This window comes from Rossellomorea sp. NPDC077527 (genome assembly GCF_044542955.1).
In the GTDB taxonomy this organism is placed as follows: domain Bacteria; phylum Bacillota; class Bacilli; order Bacillales; family Bacillaceae_B; genus Rossellomorea; species Rossellomorea aquimaris_E.
This window is the reverse complement of sequence record NZ_JBITVL010000002.1, coordinates 921,421-937,472: the sequence shown is the minus strand read 5'-3', so window position 1 is coordinate 937,472 and position 16,052 is coordinate 921,421. Positions and strand designations below refer to the sequence as shown.

Annotated in this window: 9 protein-coding genes and 16 tRNA genes; 23 read left to right on the top strand and 2 right to left on the bottom strand. The window is 44.6% G+C overall.

The window, feature by feature from the left end:
• Positions 1–6 precede the first annotated feature (6 nt).
• The 21 genes from ACIGG7_RS09995 to ACIGG7_RS09895 all read left to right on the top strand — a co-directional run bounded on the left by ACIGG7_RS09995 (position 7) and on the right by ACIGG7_RS09895 (position 10,331).
• Positions 7–95: transfer RNA gene (locus tag ACIGG7_RS09995), tRNA-Leu, on the top strand.
• A 73-nt stretch (positions 96–168) separates the two neighbouring features.
• A tRNA-Arg gene (locus ACIGG7_RS09990) sits at positions 169–245 on the top strand.
• A 7-nt stretch (positions 246–252) separates the two neighbouring features.
• Positions 253–329, top strand: a tRNA-Pro gene (locus ACIGG7_RS09985).
• Positions 330–339: 10 nt separating this feature from the next.
• A tRNA-Ala gene (locus tag ACIGG7_RS09980) sits at positions 340–415 on the top strand.
• Between the two features lie 75 nt (positions 416–490).
• A tRNA-Met gene (locus ACIGG7_RS09975) sits at positions 491–567 on the top strand.
• Positions 568–571: 4 nt separating this feature from the next.
• A tRNA-Ile gene (locus ACIGG7_RS09970) sits at positions 572–648 on the top strand.
• A gap of 17 nt (positions 649–665) precedes the next feature.
• Positions 666–758, top strand: a tRNA-Ser gene (locus ACIGG7_RS09965).
• A 21-nt stretch (positions 759–779) separates the two neighbouring features.
• Positions 780–853, top strand: a tRNA-Met gene (locus tag ACIGG7_RS09960).
• Between the two features lie 117 nt (positions 854–970).
• Positions 971–1,047, top strand: a tRNA-Asp gene (locus ACIGG7_RS09955).
• A gap of 45 nt (positions 1,048–1,092) precedes the next feature.
• Positions 1,093–1,168, top strand: a tRNA-Phe gene (locus tag ACIGG7_RS09950).
• Between the two features lie 24 nt (positions 1,169–1,192).
• Positions 1,193–1,268: transfer RNA gene (locus tag ACIGG7_RS09945), tRNA-His, on the top strand.
• Between the two features lie 20 nt (positions 1,269–1,288).
• Positions 1,289–1,362, top strand: a tRNA-Gly gene (locus ACIGG7_RS09940).
• Positions 1,363–1,371: 9 nt separating this feature from the next.
• Positions 1,372–1,448: transfer RNA gene (locus tag ACIGG7_RS09935), tRNA-Ile, on the top strand.
• Positions 1,449–1,458: 10 nt separating this feature from the next.
• Positions 1,459–1,533: transfer RNA gene (locus ACIGG7_RS09930), tRNA-Asn, on the top strand.
• Between the two features lie 5 nt (positions 1,534–1,538).
• Positions 1,539–1,629 (top strand) — tRNA-Ser (locus ACIGG7_RS09925).
• Positions 1,630–1,633: 4 nt separating this feature from the next.
• Positions 1,634–1,705, top strand: a tRNA-Glu gene (locus ACIGG7_RS09920).
• 681 nt (positions 1,706–2,386) lie between these two features.
• Positions 2,387–4,249 (top strand): 1,4-alpha-glucan branching enzyme, encoded by a 1,863-nt coding sequence (gene glgB, locus ACIGG7_RS09915; protein WP_397549653.1) that lies wholly within the window; start codon positions 2,387–2,389, stop codon positions 4,247–4,249.
• A gap of 16 nt (positions 4,250–4,265) precedes the next feature.
• Positions 4,266–5,423, top strand: a complete 1,158-nt coding sequence (locus ACIGG7_RS09910) for a glucose-1-phosphate adenylyltransferase (protein ID WP_397549652.1) — start codon at positions 4,266–4,268, stop codon at positions 5,421–5,423.
• A 42-nt stretch (positions 5,424–5,465) separates the two neighbouring features.
• Positions 5,466–6,494 carry a GlgC family sugar phosphate nucleotidyltransferase gene (locus ACIGG7_RS09905; RefSeq protein WP_397549651.1) on the top strand — a complete coding sequence of 343 codons (1,029 nt, stop codon included), beginning with the start codon at positions 5,466–5,468 and terminating at the stop codon, positions 6,492–6,494.
• Complete coding sequence (gene glgA / locus ACIGG7_RS09900; RefSeq protein WP_397549650.1) at positions 6,491–7,936, top strand: glycogen synthase GlgA; 1,446 nt, start codon at positions 6,491–6,493, stop codon at positions 7,934–7,936. Before ACIGG7_RS09905 ends, glgA begins: the two co-directional genes overlap by 4 nt.
• Positions 7,926–10,331, top strand: a complete 2,406-nt coding sequence (locus ACIGG7_RS09895) for a glycogen/starch/alpha-glucan phosphorylase (protein WP_397549649.1) — start codon at positions 7,926–7,928, stop codon at positions 10,329–10,331. Before glgA ends, ACIGG7_RS09895 begins: the two co-directional genes overlap by 11 nt.
• A 43-nt stretch (positions 10,332–10,374) precedes the next feature.
• Here the strand turns inward: ACIGG7_RS09895 and ACIGG7_RS09890 are convergent, their stop codons facing one another.
• Positions 10,375–11,136 carry a TraR/DksA C4-type zinc finger protein gene (locus ACIGG7_RS09890; protein ID WP_397549648.1) on the bottom strand — a complete coding sequence of 254 codons (762 nt, stop codon included), beginning with the start codon at positions 11,134–11,136 and terminating at the stop codon, positions 10,375–10,377.
• 556 nt (positions 11,137–11,692) lie between these two features.
• Positions 11,693–12,616: a 1,4-dihydroxy-2-naphthoate polyprenyltransferase gene (locus ACIGG7_RS09885; RefSeq protein WP_397549688.1), complete on the bottom strand. Its 924-nt coding sequence runs from the start codon at positions 12,614–12,616 to the stop codon at positions 11,693–11,695.
• Positions 12,617–12,919: 303 nt separating this feature from the next.
• On the opposite strand from ACIGG7_RS09885, the gene ACIGG7_RS09880 reads away from it, so the two are divergent.
• Positions 12,920–14,329 (top strand): isochorismate synthase, encoded by a 1,410-nt coding sequence (locus tag ACIGG7_RS09880; protein WP_397549647.1) that lies wholly within the window; start codon positions 12,920–12,922, stop codon positions 14,327–14,329.
• Complete coding sequence (gene menD, locus ACIGG7_RS09875; RefSeq protein WP_397549646.1) at positions 14,319–16,052, top strand: 2-succinyl-5-enolpyruvyl-6-hydroxy-3-cyclohexene-1-carboxylic-acid synthase; 1,734 nt, start codon at positions 14,319–14,321, stop codon at positions 16,050–16,052. The genes ACIGG7_RS09880 and menD overlap by 11 nt, the downstream gene beginning before the upstream one ends.

The window sequence follows — 16,052 nt, the reverse complement described above, 5'->3', positions numbered from 1 at the left end:
AGACTTGCCGGGGTGGCGGAACTGGCAGACGCACAGGACTTAAAATCCTGCGGTAGGTGACTACCGTACCGGTTCGATTCCGGTCCTCGGCACCAGGATTTTTTGCGAAAGCAAAATAATCTTCCATAGTGTGCGACAGCAAATCATTACTATTATAGAATACATTTTGCGCCCGTAGCTCAATTGGATAGAGCGTTTGACTACGGATCAAAAGGTTAGGGGTTCGACTCCTCTCGGGCGCGCCATATATTTCGGGAAGTAGCTCAGCTTGGTAGAGCACTTGGTTTGGGACCAAGGGGTCGCAGGTTCGAATCCTGTCTTCCCGACCACTTCTTTTTTGGGGCCTTAGCTCAGCTGGGAGAGCGCCTGCTTTGCACGCAGGAGGTCAGCGGTTCGATCCCGCTAGGCTCCACCAAGTTTTTTTGCGAAAGCAAAATAAACTACACTCGTTTTACGAAAGTAAAATTCAATAGTGTATTTCATGTTTCTTGGCGGTGTAGCTCAGCTGGCTAGAGCGTACGGTTCATACCCGTGAGGTCGGGGGTTCGATCCCCTCCGCCGCTACCAATAGGGACCTTTAGCTCAGTTGGTTAGAGCAGACGGCTCATAACCGTCCGGTCGTAGGTTCGAGTCCTACAAGGTCCACCAAGTACCATTTTCATTACGGAGGAATACCCAAGTCCGGCTGAAGGGATCGGTCTTGAAAACCGACAGGGGTGTAACAGCCCGCGGGGGTTCGAATCCCCCTTCCTCCTCCATATTTTTCATATTTATATCGTCGCGGGGTGGAGCAGTTCGGTAGCTCGTCGGGCTCATAACCCGAAGGTCGCAGGTTCAAATCCTGTCCCCGCAATACCATTTTGATTCAGTTTTAAAGGGTTTATCATTAATCTTTTATGAGTCACGTATGGATAGTTATTTTCGCTATCGCGGAAGTAATGAAACCTATTTTGCTAACGCAAAAAGCTTTGGTCCGGTAGTTCAGTTGGTTAGAATGCCTGCCTGTCACGCAGGAGGTCGCGGGTTCGAGTCCCGTCCGGACCGCCATTTTTTAAAATGTTCTTTTGAAAATTTAATCTTCTATAATAATAAGGCTCAGTAGCTCAGTTGGTAGAGCAATGGACTGAAAATCCATGTGTCGGCGGTTCGATTCCGTCCTGAGCCACCATTGTTTCTAATTATATACGTTGTGGCGATTGTGGCGAAGTGGTTAACGCACCTGATTGTGGTTCAGGCATTCGTGGGTTCGATTCCCATCAGTCGCCCCATATACATTTAAATAGAATGTGCGGGTGTAGTTTAGTGGTAAAACCTCAGCCTTCCAAGCTGATGATGAGGGTTCGATTCCCTTCACCCGCTCCAATTATTTATGGGCCTATAGCTCAGCTGGTTAGAGCGCACGCCTGATAAGCGTGAGGTCGGTGGTTCGAGTCCACTTAGGCCCACCATTTTCATTATTCCGCAGTAGCTCAGTGGTAGAGCTATCGGCTGTTAACCGATCGGTCGCAAGTTCGAATCTTGCCTGCGGAGCCAAATATGGAGAAGTACTCAAGTGGCTGAAGAGGCGCCCCTGCTAAGGGTGTAGGTCGGGCAACTGGCGCGAGGGTTCAAATCCCTCCTTCTCCGCCATTAAGGCCCATTGGTCAAGCGGTTAAGACACCGCCCTTTCACGGCGGTAACACGGGTTCGAATCCCGTATGGGTCATTCTGAAAAGACTATCAACTATGATAGTCTTTTTTTGTATATATTGGGAGCTTAATATATGCCCAAATCAAGGGATATCTTTGAATATGGAGCGAGAACGGAATCATGAGGAGAGGTTTTGTACTGAAAAGCCTGACACAGCTCTCAACTAATATAGATATTATTAGCTATGAATCATTTATTATCGAGTTTTCGGATATATTATCGAGTTCCATGATATATTATCGACTCTATCCACTTTATTATCGAGTTCACCCCAAATATTATCGACTTCCATCATCCCCTTCTCCAAATCCCCATGACCTTCACTTCCCATGTTTCCAAACCAGAATAAACAATTATCCTAAAGTAAGAGTCCAGCACACCCTCTTAAACCCTCCATTCGACATTGCCATCCCCTCTCACACCCTATTAAAAATCATACAAAATACCGGAATCCTTCTACATTTCCCGCAATTTCTCCTTATTTTTATCAAAAAACTTTCGACAAATTCCGCTATGAATTCAACAGGATTCCCCTATGATTTTACAATGTAAACCTTACCATTTACAATATTCCCCCAATTTTAGTTCTTTTTCAAATCTCCATGTAGTAAATTGTCGTAATTGAGCGACGATTATATAAAGGAATTTAGTGATGTTGTTAGAAAGTAGTAAGTAGATTGAAAAAATGTAGGTGAGATGATGAACGCAATGACCATAACAGATTATGATGTTTTTTTGTTCCACGAGGGTAATTTACAGCAGGCCTATCAGTTTATGGGTTCCCATGTGAGAAGAGATTCTACTGGGACTTATACAGAATTTTGCGTTTGGGCACCGAAAGCAAGGCAAGTTTCATTGGTGGGTTCCTTTAATCAATGGATTGGGATTGGGTATGAACTTAGTAGACGTAATCATGAGGGTTTATGGACCATCCGAGTGGATAGGGACTTATCTGGAGAAACGTATAAGTATGAAATTACGACTCCATCCGGTTTAAAAAAGTTGAAGGCGGATCCTTATGGGTTTGCCTCTGAAAGGCGTCCTAATACTGCGAGCGTTGTGTATGAGCTTGAGGGTTTTTCCTGGGAAGATGAGAAGTGGATAGAGGACCGGACCGGTTCTACGATCTATGACAAGCCCATGGCGATTTATGAAGTGCATTTGGGCACATGGAAGAAGAAAGCAGGAAAGTTCCTTTCTTATAAGGAATTAGCACAGCAATTGATTCCTCATGTCAAAGAGCAGGGTTTCACTCATATTGAACTGCTACCTGTCACAGAACATCCATTTGACCGTTCCTGGGGGTATCAGGGTACCGGTTATTATTCCCCAACCAGTCGCTACGGTTCCCCTCATGAGTTGATGGCATTTGTGAATGAGTGCCATTTACATAACATTGGCGTGATATTGGATTGGGTGCCCGGTCATTTTTGTAAGGATGCTCACGGTTTATATGAATTTGATGGATCTTTTGCTTATGAGTACAGTCAGGAAAGAGATCGTGAGAATTATACGTGGGGGACGGCAAATTTCGATTTAGGCAAGGGTGAAGTGAGAAGCTTCCTTATCTCCAATGCCCGTTTCTGGATGGACATGTATCATATTGATGGATTCAGGATTGATGCAGTAGCGAACATCATTTACTGGGCGAATCAGGGACAACTTGCTCCCAATGAAGGGGCTATTCAGTTCTTGAAAAACTTGAACAAGGCCGTATTTGAATTTGATTCTTCGATTCTGATGATTGCAGAGGATTCTACGGATTGGCCACAGGTGACGTCTCCTGTTCACTATGGGGGTCTTGGATTTAATTATAAGTGGAATATGGGATGGATGAATGACGTCCTTAAATATATGGAAACCGATAGTTCTGAACGAAGGCATGTACATTCTCTCATCACGTTTTCATTGCTATATGCCTATTCAGAGAATTATGTCCTTCCCTTTTCCCACGATGAAGTGGTACATGGGAAGAAGTCATTATTGAATAAAATGCCGGGGGATTACTGGCAGAAATTCGCACAATACCGATTGCTCCTGAGCTATATGATAGCTCATCCGGGGAAAAAGCTCCTTTTTATGGGAAGTGAATTGGCCCCGTTTTCAGAGTGGAAGGATCTTGAGGAATTAGATTGGCATTTACTGGATTACGAATTTCATCACAAATTCAATTCATATTTTAAAGAGCTTTTGCATTTATATAAAGGTGCTGAACCGTTATTCCAAATGGATCATCGTTCAGAGGGATTTGAATGGGTGGATGTGAATAATGCAGAACAGCAGATTTTCTCTTTTATCCGGTATGGGATCGAAAGGGAGGATCATCTTGTGGTGATCTGTAATTTCAGTCCTCATGTGTATCACCAATATAAGGTGGGAGTGAATAAGGTCTCTTCTTATAAAGAGATTTGGAATAGTGATGATGAGCGATTTGGAGGTTCCCACCAGGTAAACCCAGAGCCGCTTACCGTACAAAATGAAACGTACCATGGAAGAGAAGGATATGTGGAAATGACGATTCCACCATATGCAGCCGTTTATTTAAAACCAATTGATTGAAAGGGGAGAAGGAAAGATGGCAAAAGGTAGATGCGTAGCCATGTTATTAGCAGGTGGAAAGGGGAGCAGATTAAGCTCATTGACGAAGAGTTTGGCGAAACCCGCCGTGCCTTTTGGAGGGAAGTACCGTATCATCGATTTTACTTTGAGTAACTGTACAAATTCGGGAATCGATACAGTAGGGGTCCTTACCCAGTATCAACCCCTCGTACTGAATTCTTATATCGGAATCGGGAGCGCATGGGATCTTGACCGCAAAAACGGTGGTGTGACGGTGCTGCCACCGTATGCAGAATCATCTGAGATGCGCTGGTATACGGGGACAGCAAGTGCGATCTATCAAAATATGAACTATTTAGAGCAATATGATCCGGAGTACGTATTGATTCTATCCGGAGATCATATTTACAAAATGGATTATAGTAAAATGCTTGATTATCATATCGAGAAAAAAGCGGATGTCTCGATTTCAGTCATTGAAGTGGGATGGGATGAGGCAAGCCGTTTCGGGCTGATGAACACAAACGAAGAGATGAGAGTCACAGAGTTTGAAGAAAAACCGGCTTTCCCTAAAAGTAATCTTGCCTCGATGGGAATCTATATCTTCAACTACTCCGTGCTGAAAGATTACCTCGAGATGGATGAACGAAATCCTGATTCCAGTCATGACTTTGGAAAGGACGTCATCCCTCTCCTGCTTGATGAAAAGAAGAAGTTAATGGCTTATCCGTTCGAAGGGTATTGGAAAGATGTCGGTACAGTCAAGAGCCTTTGGGAAGCGAATATGGACCTGATTGATGAAAAAAATGAACTTAATCTTTTCGATCATGACTGGAGAGTGTATTCGGTTAATCCGAATGAGCCACCTCAATATATTTCAGAGGAAGCGCTTGTAGAAGGGTCTCTTGTAAATGAAGGGTGTACGATTGAAGGGACGATTCAAAAGTCCGTACTCTTCCAGGGGACGACGGTGAAGAAAGGGGCGCATGTCAATCGCTCAGTCATTATGCCGGATGCAGTCATTGGTGAGAACGCGTATATCGAGCAAGCGATCGTGCCTTCTAATGTAATGGTTCCGAGCGGTCTGTGTATCATGCCGGAAGAGGGATCCGATGAAGTCATCCTTGTGACGGAATCATTCATTGAAACACTACTGGAACAAGAAAGAGTGTAAGATTCAAGACCAATATTACAACATTAGAGGAGGAGAAGTGTTTTGAAAAATACAATGCTTGGTGTTATTGATGCTACGAGTTACTATGATTCGTTGGAGGATTTATTGCTGCATCGCTCATTAGCCGCCCTTCCAATCGCAGGGAGATATCGTTTGATTGACTTTGTTCTCTCCAATATGGTGAATTCAGATATCGGTTCCGTTGCGATTTTTCCTAAGTTTCAATATCGATCCCTGATGGATCATCTTGGTTCAGGAAAGAACTGGGATCTGAACCGGAAGCGCGATGGATTGTTCTTTTTCCCGGCACCCGGCCTGGAAGCGAATGATGAAGGAGTGGGGTCCTTTAATCACTTCGCACATCATATGGACTATTTTAAACGCAGTACACAGGAATATGCATTGATCAGCAATTGTTTTACATTATGCAATATCGATTATCAACCGGTACTGGAACGACATATCCGTATCGGCTGTGATATCACGGAAATGCGTCACAACGGGAACTCTTTAGACATGTACTTAGTCAAGACGTCTACACTTATTGATTTGATCGCTAAGCGACGTGAAACGGGCTATACATGTATGCAGGATGTCGTGGAGGATATGGACAGCGGTTTTAAAGTATGCGGATATGAGCATGTTGGATTTGTTCAAACGATTGACTCCATTAAGGAATACTATGATGCCAGCATGAAGCTAATGAACCATTCTTATTGGAAAGAGCTGTTCAAGAAGGATATGCCGATCTATACGAAGGTGAAGGATGAACCGCCGACACGCTACACGTCAGCAGCCAGTGTGAAAAACAGTATCATTGCCAATGGGTGCTACATCGAAGGTCAAGTGAAGAATTCTACGATGTTCAGAGCGGTGAAGGTTGGAAAAAATACGACGATTTCGGACAGCATCATTATGCAGAAGAGCCAAATTGGAGATAACTGTGTACTAGAGAATGTGATCTTGGATAAAGATGTGAGGATAGAGGATGGCGTCAAACTGATCGGAGAACCAAACAATCCAATTGTCATTCGCAAAGGGATGATTCAAGGAGCGCTGATGAATTCGTGAAAGTGTTATTTGTAGTATCGGAGTGTGTCCCGTTTATTAAATCCGGAGGTCTGGCGGACGTAGCGGGCGCACTGCCTAAGGAGTTAAGAAGTCTAGGGACCGATGTCAGGGTGATCCTGCCTAAATATGGCGGGATTCCTCAGGAATTTTGTTCTAAAATGAAACGAAAGAAAGAGTTCTTCGTATCAGTCGGTTGGCGAAATCAGTATTGTGGGATTGAAGAGTACACTGAAAACGGAGTAACGTATTATTTTGTCGACAATGAATATTATTTTAAACGGGACAGACTGTACGGATACTTTGATGATGGGGAGCGCTTTGCCTACTTCACAAGGGCAGTACTCGAAAGTATCGCTGTACTAGATTTTTACCCTGATGTGATCCACTGCCATGACTGGCACACGGGCATGGTTCCGTTCTTACTCCGAAGCGAATACCAGGAGAGACCGGGATATTCGTATATTCGAAGTGTATTCACGATTCACAATCTCCAATTCCAGGGGATCTATCCTAAACAGGTGATGACGGATTTATTAGGGATACCCGAGAAGTATTTTCATCATGAATACCTCGAGTTCTATGGCAATATCAATTTCATGAAAGGTGCTCTCATTTCTTCGGATTTCGTCACAACGGTGAGTCCTACATATAAAGAGGAAATCCTCACGCCGTATTATGGAGAAAAGCTTCATAATATCCTGGGTCAGCGGTATAACCAGCTTTTAGGTATCCTCAATGGGATTGACGATGAAGTGTATAACCCCGATGATGGAGAGTTTCCGTTTTTTAGCGGCAATCTTCATGGAAAGAAACAGGCGAAGCGTCATCTGCAACAAAGCCTGGGACTCCAGGTGAATGAAGGAATCCCTCTTGTGTCCATCATTTCTAGGTTAACGAATCAAAAGGGGCTCGAGCTGGTCAGGGGTGTCTTTCATGAAATGATTCAGGAAAATGTTCAATTTGTCCTATTGGGGACAGGGGATTGGGAATTTGAACAGTTCTTCAGGGAGATGGAATGGACGTATCCAGACAAGGTCAGAGTACAGATCGGCTTCAATGAGGAGCTGGCGAAACAGATCTATTCTGCCAGTGATCTGTTCTTGATGCCATCTAAATTCGAGCCGTGCGGGCTGGGACAATTAATTGCCATGAGATATGGAGCCCTGCCGCTTGTCCGTGAGACCGGTGGATTGAACGATACGGTAGAATCCTACAATGAAGTGACGAAGAGTGGAAACGGATTCTCATTCAAGAATTTTAATGCCCATGACATGCTCTACACCTACAGAAGGGCATTGTCGTATTTCCACGATGATCCGGAAACATGGAATCATATTGTACGTACTGCAATGAATAAGGATTATAGTTGGGCACAATCAGCCTTCAAGTATAATCAATTATATGCTGACCTGGTATCAAGGAGTGAAAGCCATGTTTTCTGATCCGATTGAATTTAAAGAGATGTTTCTGAAAAAGCTTGAAATGATGTATGGAAAGACGTTTCCTGAATCCACCAGTCAGGATCAGTTCTTCACATTAGGTCATTTAATCCGTGAATATATCTCGATGAACTGGATCCATACGAACGAGCAGTACCGGTTCAATAAGCAAAAGCAGGTGTATTACTTATCGATTGAATTCCTGCTCGGACGTCTGCTCCGTCAGAACCTGATGAATTTGGGAATTTACGATATTGTGGAAAAAGGACTGCAGGATCTCGGCATCGACCTTGCGGATATGGAAGAGGTCGAACATGATGCAGGGCTTGGAAATGGAGGGCTTGGACGCCTGGCTGCCTGTTTTCTCGATTCTCTCGCGTCTCTCAATCTTCCCGGACATGGGTATGGGATCCGTTATAAGCATGGACTGTTTGAACAAAAGATCGTGAATGGATTTCAGATGGAGCTTCCCGAGCAGTGGCTGCGCCATGGTCATGTGTGGGAAGTGCGGAAATCGGATCTAACCGTGGAAGTCCCTTTCTGGGGCAAGGTGGAATCATATACGGAAAAGGATGTCTTAAGGTTTCGCCATGTCGATGCTGAAATCGTAGCGGCCGTTCCTTATGATATGCCGGTCGTTGGATATGAAACATCGACGGTCAACACCCTGCGTTTATGGAGTGCCGAGCCTGCCGCCTATAAAGCAGGGAAGGATATGATGAAATATAAGCGCGACACAGAAGCGATCACAGAGTTTCTTTATCCTGACGATACTCATGAAGAAGGGAAGATCCTGCGCCTTAAACAACAGTATTTCCTGGTATCGGCAAGCATACGATCCATTCTGGACTCATACCTATATCGAAACGGGGATTTAAGGGAGCTTCATGAACATATTTCAATCCATATCAATGATACCCACCCGGTTCTTGCCATTCCGGAGCTGATGAGGGTCCTTCTTGATGAATATTCCTTTGAATGGGAAGATGCATGGGAGATTACGACGAATACATTTGCTTACACGAACCATACGACTCTATCGGAAGCACTGGAGAGATGGCCAATTCGAATATTCCAGCCACTCCTGCCCCGCATTCATATGATCGTCAATGAAATCAATGAGCGGTTCTGCAGGGAGTTATGGGAAGCGTATCCTGGTGAGTGGAAGAGAATTGAGGACATGGCGATCATCTCCCATGATGAAGTCAAAATGGCTCACCTGGCGATTGTGGGGAGTTTCAGCGTGAATGGGGTAGCGAAGATCCATACGGAAATTTTAAAGCAAAGGGAAATGAACTTATTCTATCAATATTATCCTAATAAATTTAATAGCAAGACGAATGGAATCACTCATAGAAGGTGGCTTCTCAATAGCAACCCCGCATTGTCGAACCTGATCACATCTTCGATTGGGGATGAGTGGATCAAAGATCCTTCTAAACTTGTGAAGTTGAAGGAGTATCATCATGATACGTCATTCCTGAAGGATCTGTATGATGTGAAGCAGGAAAATAAACGGAAGCTTGCAGAGCGGATATTTGAAAGCAATGGAATTGTGGTTGACCCTTCTTCGATCTTCGATATCCAGGTGAAGCGGCTTCATGCGTATAAACGTCAGTTGATGAATGTGTTACACATAATTCATCTCTTTAACCGCTGTGTGGAAGATCCAGGCTTTGATTTTCATCCGCGGACGTTCATTTTCGGTGCAAAGGCGTCACCTGGTTACTTCTATGCGAAGAAAATTATTAAATTGATTCATTCTGTTGCTGATCTCGTGAATGATCACCCGCTGGTGAAAGGGCGAATTAAAGTCGTGTTCCTTGAGAATTACCGAGTGTCCCTGGCGGAAGAAATCATCCCGGCAGCTGACTTGTCCGAGCAAATTTCAACGGCCAGTAAGGAAGCGTCCGGTACAGGGAATATGAAGTTCATGATGAACGGTGCCTTGACCCTGGGGACATTGGATGGAGCCAATATCGAGATCCTTGAGCAGGTCGGGAATGAAAATATCTTCATATTTGGCTTGACGGCAGAGGAAGTAATGAAATACCAGCACCATGGCGGCTACTATGCCATGGAGTACTTCCACTACGATACAAGGATCAAAAAGGTATTGAATCAATTAATAGATGATACCCTGCCGGATGCAGGTGATCATTTCGAAACCATTTATGATTCTCTGCTGACGGAGAATGATCAGTTCTTTGTCCTCCGGGATTTCGATTCCTACGTGAGGGTTCATGAACAGGCAGGGAAAGCTTATGAAAACAAAGAGCACTGGTCCCGGATGTGCTTGCAGAATATCGCCAATTCCGGTTATTTCTCAAGCGACAGGACCATTGAGCAATATGCGAAGGACATATGGGGCATTGCTCAGGGAAGCTTGATAAAATAAAAAAAAGATCGCCAGGGATTATTCCCAGGCGGTCTTTTTATGACTATTTCTTTTTATCGGAAACATAGCTGTCCCCGTCCTTATAGGGGATGTCCCCCATTGTTGATTCGATATCGTTTTCATCGAGCATGTCTTCATATTCTTCGTGAGTTTTCGAAGGATAGGCTTTACGGTTTGAGCCATCCATATCCGTCCCGACGAATGACTCGAAATCCTCGGTGAAGCCTTCTGATGTATCTTCATCCTGGTACAGATCGGAATAATCTTCGTGATCGCCCTCAAAGTCAGAAGGGGTTTCAGATGTACCGAACCTCCCCACCTCCTGAAAGCTATCTTGATCGTCCCGCACATTCCCATCCGTTTCATGTCTGAACTCATTGTCGACAGGGGGCTGCAGCACATCTTCTTCCACTGGTCTATCTTGAGGTGTCGATTGCTCCGGTGTATGGTCCCGGCAATAAAGTGTCGTAGGGATGACTTCCAGGCGTTCGTAAGGAATATCCTGGCCGCATTCCTTACATTGGCCATACGTACCGTCTTCGATTGCCTGCAGGGCATTTTGAATCTTATTCAGTTCGAGCTTTGCATGATCATCAATAGCGTAATCCTTCTCCCGTTCATATAATTCTGTTCCCATATCGGCAGGGTGGTTATCGTAAAGGGAGAGTTCTCCTGAGTTATCACGTTCATTTGTATGGTGAAGATTATCTAAATCCTGATGTAAATGTTCCTGTAACTGCTTTTGTTGTTGAACCAATTCTTGTTTCATTGTTTGTTTTTGGCTGTCTGTTAGCAATTTCTTCACATCCTTCATTATGTTCGCTGAAATCTTGTCCTAACCATACTTTATCCGAAAGTGGGGTTGTTAAAACATAAAAGGTTTTTTTGAATTCAATAATTCAATAAGAGAGTGGTAGTTGATTTCCGCTGCAGGTGCTTGCTTTCCGCGGGGCGTGAGTTGAGCCTCCTCGGGCTAAAGCCCTGTGGGGTCTCAACTTTCACGCGTTTCCCGCAGGAGTCAATCACTTCCGCTTCAATCAACTTTCCAAGCGTAAGTGTCTCACTATATCTTCGTAAATTCAGGATTGTTTTCAGCTATACTTGCTGAAGTGACTGGTTATAGCCATTATTTTTTCATTGATTTTTATGAACTATTTAGCTTTGTCAAAAATAATGCTTCTTTAGAGGGTGAGGGGAGCTGCGTAGACTCCTACGGAAAACGGAGAAGTTCTCCGCACCTTCTGGCACACATTCGTTGACAGAGCATCATGCAAGTCATAGTCTGTGTAAGAATACAACACTCTTTTGGAAAAATGCATAAAAAGAGCCGCCCAAAATTTTTGGGACGACTCTCTTGTCACTTATAGCATATAAGCAAGTAATAATCCAATGGATAAAAGGAATCCAAAGATGGTATTGGTTTGGGCTGTGGCTTTCATGGCGGGCATCATTTCGATTGGTTGTGTTTTTCCGATGAACCCTGTTGTAGCTTTAACTGCTTTCGGGATGCTCAGAAAGGTGACAAACAGCCATGGTGATGAGATCCCAGTGACGACCAATCCGATGATCCACCCGTAGGATACGACGAACATGCCGCCTAAAAGGACGATTGCCCCTTTTTTCCCTAGCAGGATTGCAATGGTTTTGCGTCCATTTTCTTTGTCGCCATCCAGGTCACGGATGTTGTTCGCCAGCAGGATCGAACCAACCAAAATGGATACTGGAATTGAAATGAGGATACTGTCCCCATTGATATAACCGGTCTGGATATAAAACGAAATCAAGATGATCACACATCCCATGAAGAACCCGGCTACGATCTCGCCAAAAGGTGTGTAGGCAATTGGCATTGGTCCGCCAGTATAAAAGTACCCTGCAGCCATGCACACTAAGCCTATGAGAGCGAGCCACCATGTACTGTTCAAACAAATATAAATCCCCAACAGGAGGGATACCCCGTATAGTGAAAAGGCAAGGTTGATGACCGTTGACGGTTTGACCCCGTTTCGGACGATCGCTCCACCGATTCCGACCGAGTGCTCTGTATCCAGTCCTCTTTTATAATCGTAGTATTCATTGAACATATTGGTAGCAGCCTGGATAAGCAGGCAGGCAACCAGCATGGCTAAAAATAGCATGAAGTTAACGTTCGTAAATTGCAGCGCGAGTACTGTCCCTAATAATACAGGAACAAATGCTGCTGTAAGAGTGTGTGGCCTTGTCAGCTGCCACCAGATTTTCCACCCTTTATCTGATTCCAACACGTTGGATGCTTGTTGTTCCATCATTCTCTCTCCCTTACGTAATAAGGAATTTTCAGAAAACATTACAATTCCTTTACAGATTAAAGTGTAGGTAAAGGGAGGGGGACTGTCAATCATTTTCTACAAATTCGTGAAGGTTCTATTTTCCAGTAATTGAGGACTTTTACAACCTTTTTGGTTTCTCAAAAGGAGAAAAAGGGTTTATTATATATAATAAGGATAAATATTGTAAACATGCCTTGAACTTCGTTGACACACCATATAGACAGGTGTATCTTATAATAAGTTTGAATAGTGTACGTGATTTTGTTTGGGGGAATTCAGTTGGTTACCATCCATAAAACCAATATTGAAAAAGCATATGATACAGCCAGGATAAAGGCTAAACAAATAGATCACCCCGTCCTTCTCAGCATCGTGGAGGAAGTCGATGCAGTGGACCCTCTTTCTTTTTATTATGGGGGCCGTTCTTTTAATGGAGAGCGCTTTTTATGGAAGGACCGTGATCATACGATCACCCTTGTTGGACTCGGAGCGTCTCATATCGTTTCTACGGATGAAATGGAAGATCGATTTTTCACGGTTGAGAATGAGTGGAAGCGCTTAATCGAAGAATCTGTGGTCGTGACAGGGGACAAATGGGCAGGCACAGGTCCATTACTTTTTGGAGGCTTCAGCTTTGACCCGATGAATGATAGCGGTAAAGAGTGGGAGCAATTCTCTACGGGTTCGTTTCAGCTCCCTATGTTCATGTTGACTAAGCCCGGGAAAACGAATTACTTGACGATGAATGTCATCTGTCATCCTGAAGAGGATGGAAGCTTATTTCATGAACATCTCCTCAAGAAGGAAGAACTTCTTGCAAACGCCCGGAAGACCATTATTCCAGAACGGCCACGGTGGCTAGGGAACCGTGATGTGAAGCCTGAAGAATGGAAGGATTCTGTTCAAAGCGTCGTAAGTCGTTTACAGCAGGGGGAAATGGATAAGGTCGTGCTTGCGAGAAAATGTGAAGTATCCTTTGACAAACAGGTATCATCTGATTTTGTGCTCGATAACCTGTGGAGTCAGCAGCCAGACAGTTTTGTGTTCAGTTTTGAACGAGAAGAGAGCTGCTTCATCGGAGCAACTCCAGAGCGCCTTGTCAAAAAAACGGGAGAAGAAATCCTTTCTACCTGTTTAGCGGGATCGATTGCCCGTGGTGATACCCTAGAGAGCGATGAGAAACTAGGGGAAGCGCTTCTGGAGGATGAGAAGAATCGGTTTGAGCATCAGCTTGTCGTGGAAAGTATCGAGGATGCCCTGAAACCGTTTTGTAATGAACTAACAATCCCGACATCTCCTCAACTTATGAAATTGAAGGATATCCAGCACTTATACACTCCTGTTATCGGACAGGCATCGGAGCATACATCGCTTCTCAATCTTGTCGAAAAATTACATCCGACTCCGGCACTTGGCGGGGTACCGAGGGATAAAGCTTTGCACGTGATCCGGCAGGAGGAAGAAATGGATCGTGGGTTATACGCTGGTCCGATCGGTTGGATGGATGCCTACGGCAATGGTGAGTATGCTGTCGCTCTCCGTTCAGGTCTTCTGCAGAGAGATAAAGCCTATCTTTATGCAGGCTGTGGAATCGTAGCCGATTCAGAACCTGAAAGTGAGTTTAAAGAAACACAAATGAAATTTCGACCAATGCTCCGTGCATTAGGGGGAACCGATCATGATGAATGAGCATCAACAGAAATTAACGCAGTATTTAGTGGCTTTCATTGAAGAACTGGTGGGAAATGGAGTAGACGAAGTCGTGATCAGTCCCGGCTCTCGTTCTACTCCTTTGGCGTTGTTATTTGCCCATCATCCCGGTGTTAAAACGTATACGAACGTGGACGAACGTTCAGCGGCTTTTTTTGGATTGGGGATTGCCAAGTCCAAAAAGAAGCCCGTAGCCATACTATGCAGTTCAGGAACAGCGGGGGCAAATTATTATCCTGCCGTCATTGAGGCGCGCTACGGGAAGGTACCGCTCATTGTCCTGACCGCGGATCGTCCTCATGAGCTGAGGGAAGTAGGGGCGCCTCAAGCGATCAATCAAATTGATCTATATGGAAAACACGTAAAGTGGTCCATCGATATGGCATTGCCGGAAAGCATTCCGTCCATGGTGCAATATGCACGTTCATCTGCCGCCAGGGGCGTGTCTATTTCGACTGGATATCCAGAAGGACCGGTTCATTATAACTTTCCATTCCGGGAACCTCTTATTCCTGATTTGAAACAGGTGGAGTTTATAACGGGTCAATCGGGAAAGAGAGTTCTTCAGGGAAATCGGCAATTACCTGCGGATATTCAGCATGACCTTCAGGAGCAAATCATGAATTCAAAACGGGGCATCGTTGTGTGTGGCCCTGGGATAAGTGAAGAAGCTGTGCAGTCCATTACTGAGTTTGCTGAAGCATACGCACTGCCTATCCTGGCAGATCCATTATCTTTTGTTCGGAGTGGTGGCCATTCCAAGGAAAATATCATGGATTGCTACGACACGGTCCTTAGGATCGATGAGTGTAAAGAAGCTTTACAGCCTGACCTCGTCATCCGTTTCGGTGCCATGCCTGTATCAAAGGCATTGATGCTGTTCCTGAAAAGCTTGCCGGATATTCCGACATGGGTTGTGAGTAAAGGAGAAGAATGGCAGGATCCGACTGCTCGTGGAACCCATTATATCCAATGTGAGGAAAACCTTTTCTGTCAGGGCCTTATGAAAAATAGCGCCCATTCAGATAGGGAGTGGCTCGACCATTGGAAAGGTGTCAATGATCAGGCGAAGGGCTTGCTCATACACGGGCATCAAGCGTGGGATGAAGGGATGGCTGTCCATCAATTGATTCAGCACCTGCCTGAAGGGGCAACTCTGTTCTCCAGTAACAGCATGCCTATCAGGGATTTGGATACCTTTTTATTCACAGATGACCGTTCGCTTCGGATCTTTGCCAATCGCGGGGCTAACGGAATTGACGGAGTGGTGTCGACAGCCCTTGGGATGAGTACAGGATCAAAGCCGATGTACCTCTTGATTGGAGATCTTGCCTTTTTCCATGATTTAAACGGTCTATTGACGGCGAGGAAATATCAATTGGATATGACCATAATCGTGATGAATAACAATGGCGGCGGTATCTTTTCTTATCTTCCGCAAGCTGGTGATCAAACCCACTTTGAAGACCTGTTCGGTACCCCGATGGACCTGGAGTTTGGTCATGCGGCTAAGCTTTACGGCGCCCATTATTTCCACGTTGCATCACAATCTGAATTTATCCCTGCTCTTCAGGAAGCGGATCAGACGAAGGGGATAAAGATCATTGAAGTGATAACCAATCGTGAAGAAAATGTAGCAAATCATCGCAAATTGTGGAATTTTGTTTCCCGGGAAATGACGCAAAATATGAAGGGTGAATAG